The 12,927-nt window shown below is 68.3% G+C and carries 8 protein-coding genes and 1 pseudogene; 7 read left to right on the forward strand and 2 right to left on the reverse strand.

The window, feature by feature from the left end:
• Positions 1–28 precede the first annotated feature (28 nt).
• From EZ216_RS03325 to EZ216_RS03335, 3 genes are all read left to right on the forward strand, one after another.
• A complete protein-coding gene (locus EZ216_RS03325; RefSeq protein WP_135249102.1) occupies positions 29–1,369 on the forward strand; it encodes a branched-chain amino acid ABC transporter permease in 1,341 nt (446 codons plus the stop codon).
• Positions 1,366–2,145: an ABC transporter ATP-binding protein gene (locus EZ216_RS03330; protein ID WP_135248144.1), complete on the forward strand. Its 780-nt coding sequence runs from the start codon at positions 1,366–1,368 to the stop codon at positions 2,143–2,145. Before EZ216_RS03325 ends, EZ216_RS03330 begins: the two co-directional genes overlap by 4 nt.
• 151 nt (positions 2,146–2,296) lie before the next feature.
• On the forward strand, positions 2,297–2,992 hold the full coding sequence (locus tag EZ216_RS03335) for an ABC transporter ATP-binding protein (protein WP_135248145.1): 696 nt from the start codon (positions 2,297–2,299) through the stop codon (positions 2,990–2,992).
• Here the strand turns inward: EZ216_RS03335 and EZ216_RS03340 are convergent.
• Positions 2,962–5,055: a hybrid sensor histidine kinase/response regulator gene (locus EZ216_RS03340; RefSeq protein WP_135248146.1), complete on the reverse strand. Its 2,094-nt coding sequence runs from the start codon at positions 5,053–5,055 to the stop codon at positions 2,962–2,964. The genes EZ216_RS03335 and EZ216_RS03340 overlap by 31 nt on opposite strands.
• Positions 5,056–5,129: 74 nt before the next feature.
• Positions 5,130–5,786: a GNAT family protein gene (locus tag EZ216_RS03345; RefSeq protein WP_135248147.1), complete on the reverse strand. Its 657-nt coding sequence runs from the start codon at positions 5,784–5,786 to the stop codon at positions 5,130–5,132.
• A 293-nt stretch (positions 5,787–6,079) separates the two neighbouring features.
• Here EZ216_RS03345 and EZ216_RS03350 point away from each other — a divergent pair, with 293 nt between their 5' ends.
• The 4 genes and pseudogenes from EZ216_RS03350 (at position 6,080) to EZ216_RS03365 (ending at position 12,927) form a co-directional block, all read left to right on the forward strand.
• Positions 6,080–8,182 carry a 3-hydroxyacyl-CoA dehydrogenase NAD-binding domain-containing protein gene (locus EZ216_RS03350; protein WP_135248148.1) on the forward strand — a complete coding sequence of 701 codons (2,103 nt, stop codon included), beginning with the start codon at positions 6,080–6,082 and terminating at the stop codon, positions 8,180–8,182.
• 65 nt (positions 8,183–8,247) lie between these two features.
• Positions 8,248–9,744: pseudogene (locus EZ216_RS03355) on the forward strand (M20 family peptidase); the annotation flags it as partial.
• A 26-nt stretch (positions 9,745–9,770) separates the two neighbouring features.
• Positions 9,771–10,946, forward strand: a complete 1,176-nt coding sequence (locus EZ216_RS03360) for an acetyl-CoA C-acyltransferase (RefSeq protein WP_135248150.1) — start codon at positions 9,771–9,773, stop codon at positions 10,944–10,946.
• A 139-nt stretch (positions 10,947–11,085) separates the two neighbouring features.
• A complete protein-coding gene (locus EZ216_RS03365) occupies positions 11,086–12,927 on the forward strand; it encodes an acyl-CoA dehydrogenase family protein (RefSeq protein WP_135248151.1) in 1,842 nt (613 codons plus the stop codon).

Below are 12,927 nucleotides of genomic sequence, written 5' to 3' on the forward strand. Positions count from 1 at the left end.
GCAGGAGAACTCGCGCACCGGCGTGCCCATGGGCATCCCGGGCACGTCGCCGTCGCCCATCCCGGCCGCCGGCGCGCATGCGGGCTACTACGAGTTCCGCCCGATCAACATCGGCCGCTGGATCATCTGGTCGTTCTTCGCGCTGCTGCTCGGCGTCGCGCCGCTGGTGTTCACCAGCTCGCTGGCGCACACCATGCTCAGCCAGATGGGCATCGCCATCATCGTCTGCCTCTCGTACAACATGCTGCTGGGGCAGGGCGGCATGCTCAGCTTCGGGCACGCGGTGTATTCGGGCATGGGCTCGTTCCTGGCCATCCACACGCTGAACCTGGTGTCCAAGGGCAGCCTGCCCATCCCGGTCAGCCTGGTCCCCGTGGTGGGCGGCCTGGCCGGCATGCTGTTCGCGGTGGTGTTCGGCTGGGTGACGACCAAGAAGGCCGCCACGCCTTTCGCGATGATCACGCTGGGCGTGGGCGAACTGGTGTGGGCCTCGGCCCTGATGTTCCCCGAGTTCTTCGGCGGCGAGGGCGGCATTTCCGGCAACCGCGTGGCGGGCGCCAAGACCTTCGGCATCACCTTCGGCCCGCAGATCCAGCTGTATTACCTGATCGCGGTCTACACCTTCGTGTGCACGGCCGCCATGTTCGCGTTCACGCGCACGCCGCTGGGCCGCATGCTCAACGCGGTGCGCGACAACCCCGAGCGGGTGGAATTCGTGGGCTACAACACCCAGATCGTCCGCTACCTCGCCTTCATCGTCGCGGCGTTCTTTGCCGGCGTGTCGGGCGGCCTGGCGGCGCTGAACTTCGAGATCGTGACGTCCGAAGTGGTGAGCGGCCCCCGCTCGGGCGCCTACCTGCTGTTCACTTTCCTGGGCGGCGCCACCTTCTTTTTCGGTCCCATCATCGGCGCCGTGCTGATGGTGGTGGCGTTTGTGTTCCTGTCCGAAGTCACCAAGGCCTGGCTGCTGTACCTGGGCCTCCTGTTCCTGTTCATGGTGATGTACGCGCCGGGCGGCATCGCCAGCCTGATCATGATGAACCTGCGCGTGGCTTCCTTCGGCCGCTTGCGCGAGTTGTGGGTGAGTTACCTGGCGCTGGGCGCCACCGCGCTGCTCGCGCTGCTGGGCGCGGCCGGCATGATCGAGATGGTCTACCACCTCAAGCTCAACCCGGCCCTGGGACCGCAGCTGCAGTTCCTGGGCATCACGCTCAATGCGCACGGGGTCGACAGCTGGTTCGGCTGCGCGTTCACGCTGCTCACCGGACTGGGCCTGTTCGAGCTCACGCGCCGCACCTTCGTGCACCAGTGGGGCCGCATCCAGGAAGACATCGAGAAGGAGATCAAGCGCAGGGAGGCGATGGCATGAGCGGGACGGAATACGCGCTGGAACTGCGCGACCTGCGCAAGAGCTTCGGCAAGACCGAGATCATCCGGGGCGCCAACCTGGCCGTGCGGCCGGGCGAGCGCGTGGCGGTCATCGGCCCCAACGGCGCCGGCAAGTCCACGCTGTTCAACCTGGTCTCCGGCCGCTTCGAGCCCACCAGCGGCCAGGTGCTGCTGCACGGCCAGCGCATCGACGGCAGGAAGCCGTACGAGATCAACCGCATGGGGCTGTCGCGCAGCTTCCAGATCACCAACATCTTCCCCAAGCTCAGCGTGTTCGAGAACCTGCGCTGCGGGGTGCTGTGGAGCCTGGGCTACCGCTACACCTTCTTCAAGTTCCTGGCCGACCTGGAAGATGCCAACGAACGGGCCGAGCAGCTGCTCAGCCAGATCCACCTGGAACGCAAGCGCGACGTGCTGGCGGTGAACCTCACGTACGCCGAGCAGCGCGCGCTGGAGATCGGCATCACCATCGGCGGCGGCGCGGGCGTCATCCTGCTGGACGAGCCCACCGCCGGCATGAGCAAGAGCGAGACCAGGCGTTTCATCGAACTGATCAAGGAAGTGACCGTCGGCAAGACGCTGCTGACGGTGGAGCACGACATGGGCGTGGTGTTCGGCCTGGCCGACAAGATCGCGGTGGTGGTGTACGGCGAGGTCATCGCTTTCGACACGCCCGAGAACGTGCGCGCCAACGCGCGGGTGCAGGAGGCCTACCTCGGCTCGCACATCGCTGATGCTCAGGCGGGGGCGCATTGATGAATGAATACGGACTCCCTTACGCAGAGGGCGCAGAGATGACGCAGAGATCGCAGAGAAAAACCGTCAAAGGATTTCTTTGCATCTCTCGGCGTCCTCTGCGTCATCTCTGCGCCCTCTGCGCAAGGGAGTCCGCATCGGAGTTTTGCAGATGCTGAAGGTCGAGAACCTCCATGCCTTCTACGGCAAGAGCCACGTGCTGCACGGCGTCAACTTCGACGTCGGCGCCGGCGAGATCGTCGCGCTGCTGGGCCGCAACGGCTCGGGGCGCTCCACCACCGCGAAGGCGGTGATGGGCATGGTCGAGTGCACCGGCACGGTCGACTTCAAGGGACAGGCGGCCGTGGGCCGCAAGCCTTACGAGATCGCGCACCTGGGCATCGGCTACGTGCCGGAGAACCGCGACATCTTCCCCAAGCTCACCGTGCACCAGAACCTGATGCTCGGCCAGAAGCGGGCGAACCAGCAGGGCCGCTGGTCGTTCGACGACATGTACGCGATGTTCCCGCGCCTGAAGGAACGCCAGCACACCGAAGCCGGCGTGCTGTCCGGCGGCGAGCAGCAGATGCTGACGCTGTGCCGCACGCTGATGGGCGACCCCGACCTGATCATCATCGACGAGCCCACCGAAGGCCTGGCGCCCAAGATCGTCGAGCTGGTGGCCGAGTACCTGAAGAAGCTGAAGGAGCGCGGCATCTCGGTGCTGCTGATCGAGCAGAAGCTGACCATCGCGATGGCCATCTCCGACCGCGCCCTGGTCATGGGGCACGGCAGCATCGTCTTCCAGGGCACGCCCGACAGCCTGCGGGCCGACGCCTATACCCGCAAGGAGTGGCTCGAAGTCTGACCGTTGGCGCGCGGGTGCAGCCCGTACTCGCGCGCGAGCGATTCCTCGGTGTGCGCCAGCAGGCGCCGCAGTTCCTCCAGCCAGCCGGTGCCCGGCTCGGCGCCTTCCAGCATCTCGGCATAGCGGCGGCGGGCCAGCGCGTGCAGCGCCAGCGCGCCTGCTTCGCCGCTGACGCCGACGAAGCCGTGCAGCGACTGCTGCGCCGCCTCGCGGTCGCCGGCGGCCAGCGCGGTTTCCATGCGTTCCAGGTGGATGGCCAGTTCGTCCAGCGAGCCGGGCACGATGTCGTCCAGCAGCTGCAGCCGCCGGAAGTCGGCCAGGCGGCGGTGGTTGAGCAGCTCCGGTTCCGCCTCGGCGCGGGGCGCGACGCGCGCCTGGCGGTCGCCCGCCACCATGTGCACCAGCGCCTGCGCCAGCGCCTCGGGGTCGATGGGTTTGGCGATGACGCCTTGCATGCCAGCGTCGCGCGCGGCGGCCTGCACCGCCGGCGAATCGTTGGCCGTGACGGCCAGCACCGGCACGCGGCCGGCTTCGCCCGGCATCTCCCGCAGGCGGCGCGTGGCGGTGATGCCATCCAGCCCCGGCATGTTCACGTCCATCAGCACCGCGTCGGGGATGGTGCCGTCGGCGATGAGGTCCAGAGCTTCCTGGGCGTGGGCCGCCTCGATCACCTGCAGGCCCATGTCGGCCCCCAGCGCGCGCGCGATGGCGCGGTTGAGGGGCTGGTCGTCCACGACCAGGATGGTGCGGCCCTCCAGCCCGCTGGCGCTGACGGCGGCGGGCGGGGGCAGGATGCTGTCGGATTCCTCCAGCACCTGGAATGACAGGACGAATTCGGTGAAGCGGCCCGGCTGCGAATGGCAGTCGATGTCGCCGCCCAGCCCGCGCATCACGCGGCGGCAGAACGACAGGCCCAGGCCCGTGCCTTCGGCCTTGCCCGAGGTCGAGAACTCCTGGAACAGGCGCGGCATCAGGTCGGGTTCGATGCCTGGGCCGGTGTCTCGCACGATGATGTGGGCCGACGGGGCCGCCGCCACCGACAGCTTCACCGTCATGGCCGGGCGCACCGGCACGTAGTACAGCGCGTTCTTCAGCAGGTTCAGCAGCACCAGCTCCACCGCGTCGGGGTCGGCGCGGAAGCGGAAGTCGCCGCGGACCTCCACCCGCACGCGCTGGCGCTGCCGCGGGTCTTCGTACGCGAAGCTTTCCACCGCGCGGTGCACGCAATCGGCCGCGGACACGGTGCGCACGCGCGAAGGATCGGCCGATTCGGGCCGCAGCTGCTGCAGCGTCAGCTCGATCGCCTGCAGGCCCCGCGCGACGGCGTCGCGGCCTTCCTGCACCGCGCCCAGCACCTGCTGCAGTTCCTCGTCCGAGGGCCTGGCGCCGGCGCCGGCCGCGGCGGGTTCCAGCGCCGAGGCGATGCGGTCCAGCGAGTGCCGCACCTGCGCCAGCGGGTTGCGCATCTCGTGCGCGATGGAGCCCGCCAGGCCGGTGTACACGCGCCGCATGCGGTTGATCTCCACGCGCTTCTGGCCCTGGTAGTGCAGGGCGCCGCCGACGACCAGCAGCAGCGAGCCCCCGGCGGCGAAGATGAATTCGCGCAGCAGTTCCGGCGCCGGGTCGGCCGCCAGGTGCATGAGCGCCGCCAGCACGTACCCGGCCACCAGGATCACGATGGCGTTGCGCCAGTCGGCCAGCACGATGACCAGCACCGCGCCGATCACCATGTTCACCACGCCGGGAATGCCGCCGTGGTTGCGCAGCATGGTGTACGACAGCAGGAACGAAAGGCTGAAGAAGACCGTGAAATACGAATACGGGAAGAACGCCGGCCGCAGGCGTGCGGGCCACCAGGGCCGCAGCGTCACGCCCAGGCACAGGGCCGCCGCCGCCAGGCGCAGCAGCAGGTCGTCGTAAAGGGGCGGCGTGTCGACCGCGCGGCGGGCGAGATAGAACAGCGGGAAGGCGATGCAACCCACGATGCCGAACCACTGCAGCAGCGGGCGGTCTTCGTGGTGGGCGCGGTAGTGCTCGAACAGGTTGCGCAAGTGCGCCGTCATTCGCTGGTCTCCGGGACGCGGATGGTCCGGACGCGACCGCGTGACCCGTCCGGCCGCTTCCCTGGAACCGGTGGTCACTGTAGCAGCACCGGCTCTGCGGATTCGGGTGCGTCCTGGACCTGGACCACCTTCAGCGCGCGGGCCACCTGGTCGACGGGACCGTGGATCAGCGCGCAATCGATCTCGCCGTGGACCCGCTTCGAATGGATGCCGAAGCCGAACCGGCGGTACAGCCGCGTCATCGCCATGTGGCAGGTCGCGTGCATGTGCACGACGTGGGCGTTTTCCAGCAGGCACGCCAGGCCCATCCCCATGAAGCGCGGCAACAGGTCCTTGCGGCGATGCTCGGGCGCCATCACGAGGCGGCCCACCTCCCAGCTGCCGGCGCGCAGCAGCGCCCGGTCGTTCACGAAGCCGCCCCACCAGCGCTCGGTCAGCGTCACGCCGTGGCCGGACGGGATGACCCGCAGCGTGGCGATGACCTCGTCGCCCGCGGAGAAGGCCATCACCAGCCCGAGCGCGTCCTTGATGCTGTCCAGCGATGCCATGCCCGGGTCCACTTCGTACTCGGAGCGGGAGTCGGCGTACTGCCTCAGGTGCGAGATGTCCAGCCGCTCTTCCGGCGTGCGCAGCAGGCGCACCGAAAGGGCGGCGGCGCTGGCGGCAGGTGGAAGGTCGGGGCCGGGATGGCTGGCGGCCGCGGCGTGGGCGTGGGTAAGCGTGGCAGACATGGGTCCTCCTGATGTTGTGAAAGCGCCTGCGCCGGTGCCGCCGGGAGGCCGGAACAAGGATGACACGCGGGCGCCGAAGTCCGAAGTGAATTGGGGCAGTAGTGCGGCCGCTTTTCCGCACGCCACGAAGGCCGGAAATGCGGTTGGCGGGGGCAGCTCAACCGTGCGGCTGGGGTACGCTCTTGTCCCTTCTGCGACAAACCTTTTTGGGGTGCTCGCGGCGCGTTCCTACAATCGCCCAGGAAGCGAACGACCGTTCTTTTTCTCTCCCGAACCCTCCAGGAGCACCGCACATGACGGCTGAATACAAGGTGCACGGCGACGTCGCCGTGATCACGATGAACAACCCGCCCGTCAACGGGCTGGGCCTGGCCAACCGGCAGGGCATCGCGTCCGGCCTCGAGAAGGCCAATGCCGATCCGGCCGTCAAGGCGATCGTCGTCACCGGCGCCGGCAAGGCGTTCTCCGGCGGCGCCGACATCAAGGAGTTCGGCTCGCCCAAGGCGATCGCCGAACCCAACCTGCTGTCGCTGATCCTGGCGTGCGAGAACTCGGCCAAGCCGGTGGTCGCCGCGATCCATTCCGTCGCGATGGGCGGCGGCCTGGAACTGGCGCTGGGCTGCCACTACCGCATCGCCGCGCCCGGCGCCAACGTGGCGCTGCCCGAAGTGAAGCTGGGCCTGATCCCCGGTGCCGGCGGCACGCAGCGCCTGCCGCGCGTGCTGGGCGTGGAAACCGCGCTGAACATGATCGTGTCCGGCGAGCCGGTCAAGAGCGAGCTGCTGGCGCAACTGCCCGGCCAGAAGCTGTTCGACAAGATGGCGTCGTCGCCCGAATCGCTGCTGGAAGAGGCCATTGCCTTCGCCCGCTCGGTGGCCGGCACGCGCCCGCTGCCGCGCGTGCGCGACCTGCCTTGCAAGCACCCGCAGGGCGACGCGTACTTCCAGTTCGCGCGCAACATGGTCAAGGGCATGGCGAAGAACTTCCCCGCGCCGGCCAAGTGCGTCGACGCCGTGGAGATCGCCACCAAGAAGAAGTTCGACGACGGCATGGCGGCCGAGCGCGAGATCTTCACCAACCTGATGTTCACGCCGGAGAGCCGCGCGCTGCGCCACATCTTCATGGCCGAGCGTGCCGCGTCCAAGATCGGCGACGTCCCCGAGGACACTCCCAAGCGCAAGATCGAGCGCGTGGGCGTCATCGGCGCCGGCACCATGGGCGGCGGCATCTCGATGAACTTCCTGAACGCCGGCATCCCGGTGACCCTGCTGGAGATGAAGCAGGAAGCGCTGGACCGCGGCGTCGCCACCATCCGCAAGAACTACGAAGCCCAGGTCAAGAAGGGCAAGCTCAAGCAGGACAAGTACGAGCAGCGCATGTCACTGCTGAAGACCACGCTCAGCTACGACGACCTGAAGGACACCGACCTGGTGATCGAGGCGGTGTTCGAGGAGATGGGCGTCAAGCAGAAGGTGTTCGAGACGCTGGACGGTGTGATGAAGCAGGGGGCGATCCTGGCTTCCAACACCTCCACCCTGGACGTCAACAAGATCGCGTCGTTCACCAAGCGGCCTCAGGACGTGGTCGGCCTGCACTTCTTCAGCCCGGCCAACGTGATGAAGCTGCTGGAAGTGGTGCGCGGCGAGAAGACGGCCAAGGACGTGCTCGCCACGGTGATGGACGCCGCCAAGAAGATCAGGAAGACGGCCGTGGTGTCCGGCGTCTGCGACGGCTTCATCGGCAACCGCATGATCGAGCAGTACAGCCGCCAGGCCGGCTTTCTGCTGGACGAGGGCGCCACGCCGCAGCAGGTGGACAGGGCGATCGAGAAGTTCGGCTTCGCCATGGGCCCGTTCCGCATGGGCGACCTGGCCGGCAACGACATCGGCTGGGCGATCCGCAAGCGCCGCGCCACCGAGCGCGCCGACATGAAGTACAGCCGCACCGCCGACAAGCTGTGCGAGCTGGGCCGCTTCGGCCAGAAGACCGGCGCCGGCTGGTACGACTACCGGGAAGGCAAGCGCGACGCCATCCCGTCCAAGCTGGTCGAGGACATGATCGCCGCCCACCGCAAGGAAGCGGGCATCGAGCCGCGCAAGATCAGCGACGAGGAAATCGTCCAGCGCCTGGTGTTCGCGCTCGTCAACGAAGCCGCGCACATTCTGGAAGAGGGCATCGCCCAGCGCGCCAGCGACATCGACATGGTGTACCTCACCGGCTACGGCTTCCCCATCCACCGCGGTGGCCCGATGCTGTACGCCGACCAGGTGGGCCTGTTCAACGTCATGCAGGCGATGAAGCGCTTCCAGCAGAACCCGCGCGACGACGCGAAGTTCTGGGAGCCGGCGCCGCTGATCAAGAAGCTGGTCGCCGAAGGGAAGGGGTTCAATGGATGACAAATGACGAATGACGCGGCTTCGCCTACATGACACGGCGGCCCGTCATTTGTCATTGAGCGCAGCGAAGTCATTCGTCATCAAGCATGCTCCGAAGAATCGTCATCGCGGTTGTAGCGGCTGTCGCGCTGTTCGCGGCCGCGGTGGCCGTCAACACGCTGCGCCACGGCTCGCGCCAGCTGGACGTGCCGCCCGCGCCGCCGCTGGCGGTGGACGAGAAGGCCGTGGCCGACAAGCTGGCCGCGCTGGTGCGCCTGCGCACCGTCACGGTCCCGGAAGATCCGCAGGCCAACGCCGGCGAATTCCGCAAGCTGCACGCCGAGCTGGCCGCGCGTTTTCCGCTGGTGCATGCGCGCCTGCAGCGCGAGATGCTGGGCGACTTCGGCCTGCTGTACACGTGGCGCGGCACCGACGCTTCGGCCAAGCCGGTCGCGCTGATGGCGCACCAGGACGTGGTGCCCATCGCGCCCGGCACCGAATCGCAATGGCAACAACCGCCGTTCGGCGGCGTCATTCAGGACGGCTACGTCTGGGGCCGCGGCACCTGGGACGACAAGGGCAACCTGGTCGCGGAACTGGAAGCGGTGGAGCGCCTGCTGGCCGAAGGCTTCCAGCCGCGGCAGACGGTCTACATCGTTTCCGGCGCCGACGAGGAACTGGGCGGCATGCGCGGCGCGGCGCAGGCCGTGGCGCTGCTGAAGCAACGCGGCGTGCGCCTGGATTTCGTCATCGACGAGGGCCTGGTGCTCACTGAGGGCCTGGTGCCCGGCATCGGCGCGCCGACGGCGCTGATCGGCGTGGCGGAGAAGGGCTACATCACCGTGCAGCTCACCGCCAGGGCCGCGCCCGGCCATGGCTCGATGCCGCCGCCCGCGGGTACCAGCGCCATCGCCAAGCTGTCCGCCGCGCTGCAGCGGCTGGACCAGGACCAGTTCACGCCGCGCCTGCAAGGCGTCGCGCGCGAACTGTTCGAGACGCTCGCGCCCGAGATGGGCGGTGCCCAGCGCGTGGTGCTGTCCAACCTGTGGCTGTTCCGCCCGCTGGTGGAAGCGCAACTGGCCAAGGTGCCCAGCACCAGCGCCATGCTCCGCACCACCACCGCGCTGACGATGCTCAGCGCCGGCAACAAGTTCAACGTGGTGCCGGGCCAGGCCCAGGCCACGCTGGATTTCCGCATCCTGCCGGGCGACACGCGCGAGACGGTGCTGCAGCACGTGCGCGACCGCGTGGGCCCCGGCGTGGACGTGAAGTCCATCGGCGACAGCACCGATCCCACGCCGATCACGTCCACCCAGACCGCTTCGTACCGCACGCTGGAGCGCACGCTGCGCTCGCTGTTCCCCGGCACGCTGGTGGCGCCCGCGCTCTACGTCGCCGGCTCCGATTCGCAGCACTTCGTGCCGATCGCCGACAGCATCTACCGCTTCTCGCCGGTGCGCGCCAAGGCCGAGGACCTGCCGCGGCTGCACGGCACCAACGAACGCATTTCCACGGCCAACCTGGCCGAACTCGTCCGCTTCTACCACCTGCTGCTGCGCAACCTCAACGCGCCGCAACCCTGAACCGCTTCATCCCTGAAAGGCCCACCATGACCAACGCCGTCATCGTCTCCACTGCCCGCACGCCCCTCACCAAGAGCTGGAAGGGTGCGTTCAACATGACGCACGGCGCCACCCTGGGCGGCCATGCGGTCAGGCACGCCGTGCAGCGCGCGGGCATCGACCCCGGCGCCATCGAGGACGTGCTGATGGGCTGCGCCAACCCCGAAGGCGCCACCGGCGCCAACATCGCGCGCCAGATCGCGCTGATGGCCGACCTGCCCATCACCGTGTCGGGCGCCACCGTCAACCGCTTCTGCTCCAGCGGCCTGCAGACCATCGCCATGGCGTCGCAGCGCGTCATCGCGGGCGAGGGCGACGTGTACGTGGCCGGCGGCGTGGAAAGCATCTCGTGCGTGCAGCAGGAGATGAACCAGCACATGCTGCGCGACCTGGACCTGGACAAGAAGAAGCCCGAGATCTACTGGTCCATGCTGCAGACCGCCGAGCAGGTGGCCAAGCGCTACAACATCGGCCGCGACCGCATGGACGAATACGGCGCCGCCAGCCAGCAGAAGGCCTGCGCCGCGCAGGAAGCCGGCAAGTTCAACGACGAGATCGCGCCCATCACCGTGAAGGCCGGCGTGGCCGACCCCGTGATGGGCCTGCGCACCAAGGAAGTCACCGTCAGCGCCGACGAAGGCCTGCGCGCGGGCACCACCAAGGAAGGCATCTCCGGCATCAAGCCCGCGCTGCCCGGCGGCCTGATCACGGCCGGCAACGCCAGCCAGTTCTCCGACGGCGCGGGTGCGTGCGTGGTGGTGAGCGAGGAGTACGCGTCGAAGAAGGGCCTCAAGCCCATGGGCCGCTTCCTCGGCTTCGCGGTCGCCGGCTGCGAGCCCGACGAGATGGGCATCGGCCCCGTGTTCGCCGTGCCCAAGGTGCTGAACAAGCTGGGCCTGAAGGTGGGCGACATCGACCTGTGGGAACTGAACGAGGCCTTCGCCGTGCAGGTGCTGTACTGCCGCGACAAGCTGGGCATCCCGGCCGACCGCCTGAACGTCAACGGCGGCGCCATCGCCGTGGGCCACCCGTACGGCGTGTCGGGCCAGCGCCTGACGGGCCACGCCCTGATCGAAGGCAAGCGCCGCGGCGCCAAGCGCGTCGTCGTGACGATGTGCATCGGCGGCGGCATGGGCGCCGCGGGCGTGTTCGAAGTTCTGTAAATACGGACACCCTTACGCAGAGGGCGCAGAGCAAGCGCGGAGGACGCAGAGAAGCCAGAAGAAATCTTCAAGGTTTCCCTCTGCGAACTCTGCGTTTCCTCTGTGTGCTCCGCGTAAGGGAGTCCGATTCCGAATTTTCATGTCCTCCCTCCGCTCCACCCTCGACTTCCTGCTGCACGACTGGCTGAAGGTCGCGCAGCTGAATGAGCGCACCCGCTTTTCCGACCACTCGCGCGAAACGTTCGACGCGGTGCTCGACACCTGCGAACGCATCGCGCGCGAGAAGTACGCCCCGTTCAACCGGCTGGTCGACACGGAGGAGCCGCGCACGGTGATTGATGCCGACGGCAGCCTGCGCGTCGTGCTGCCCGAAGCCACCAAGGCGGCGTGGCAGGCGTATGCCGGGTCCGGCATGCTCACCGCGGCGCAGGACTACGACGTCGGCGGCATGCAGCTGCCGTACACGGTGGAAGCGGCGGCCGGCTCGTTCTTCGGCGTGGCCTCGGTCAGCATCGGCGGCGGGCTGCTCACCATCGGCAACGCCAACCTGCTGATGGCGCACGGCACGAATCTGCAGAAGCAGGTTTTCGCGCTGAACGAGTTCAACGGCCGCTTCTCCGGGACGATGTGCCTGTCGGAGCCGCAGGCAGGCTCGTCGCTCTCCGATGTCGCGACGCGCGCGATACCGGACGGCGACAACTACCAGGCCGATCCGCTGGGCCCGCGCTACCGCCTCAAGGGCAACAAGATGTGGATCTCGGCGGGCGAACACGAGCTCACCGAGAACATCGTCCACCTGGTGCTGGCCAAGATCCCGGGGCCGGACGGCAGGACGGTGCCGGGCACGCGCGGCATCTCGCTGTTCATCGTGCCCAAGAAGCTGGTGGGCATCGACGGGCAACTGACCGGCGAGCGCAACGACGTGGCGCTGGCCGGCCTGAACCACAAGCTGGGCTGGCGCGGCACCACCAACACGCTGCTGAATTTCGGCGAAGGCAAGTTCCAGCCGCAGGGGAAGGCCGGCGCCATCGGCTACCTGGTGGGCAAGCCGGGCGAAGGCCTGCGCTGCATGTTCCACATGATGAACGAGGCGCGCATCGGCATCGGCATGGCCGCCACCGCGCTGGGCCTGGCGGGTTACTACGCGTCGCTGGACTACGCGAAGAGCCGGCCGCAGGGGCGCCCGCTGGGACCTGCGGGCAAGGACGCCGCGCAGCCGCAGGTGCGCATCATCGAACACGCCGACGTCAAGCGCATGCTGCTGGCGCAGAAGTCGTATTGCGAAGGCTCGCTCGCGCTCATGCTGTACTGCGCGCGCCTGGTCGACGAGCAGCACACCGGCACGCCGGAAGACGCCGATGAAGCGCGATTGCTGCTCGAGGTGCTGACGCCCATCGCCAAGAGCTGGCCGAGCGAGAACTGCCTGGAAGCGAATTCGCTGGCCATCCAGATCCACGGCGGCTACGGCTACACGCGCGACTTCCCGGTGGAGCAGTACTGGCGCGACCAGCGTTTGAACATGATTCACGAAGGCACGCACGGCATCCAGGCGACGGATCTGCTGGGCCGCAAGGTGGTGATGGAAGGCGGCAAGGGCCTGCAGCTGCTGGCCGGCCGTGTCAACGGCACCATCGAACGCGCCATGCAGCGGCCTGAACTCGCCGGGCACGCGAACGCGCTGGCCAAGGCGCTGCAGCATGTGGGCGCGGCCACCAAGGCGGCCTGGGCCACCGGCGAGCCCACGGCCGCGCTGGCCAACGCGGTGCCGTACATGCAGGCCTTCGGCCACATGGTGCTGGGGTGGACCTGGCTGGACGTGCTGCTGGCCGTGCCGGCGGGCGCGCAGGACGCGGCATCCATCGGCCGCGTGCACGCCGCACGCTACTTCTTCCACTACGAGCTGCCCAAGCTCGGCGCCTGGCTGAAGGTCGTGGAAACGCGCGACCCCACCTGCGCCGAAACGCCCGAAGAGGCGTTCTGA

It is taken from the genome of Ramlibacter humi, assembly GCF_004681975.1.
Lineage (GTDB): Bacteria > Pseudomonadota > Gammaproteobacteria > Burkholderiales > Burkholderiaceae_C > Ramlibacter > Ramlibacter humi.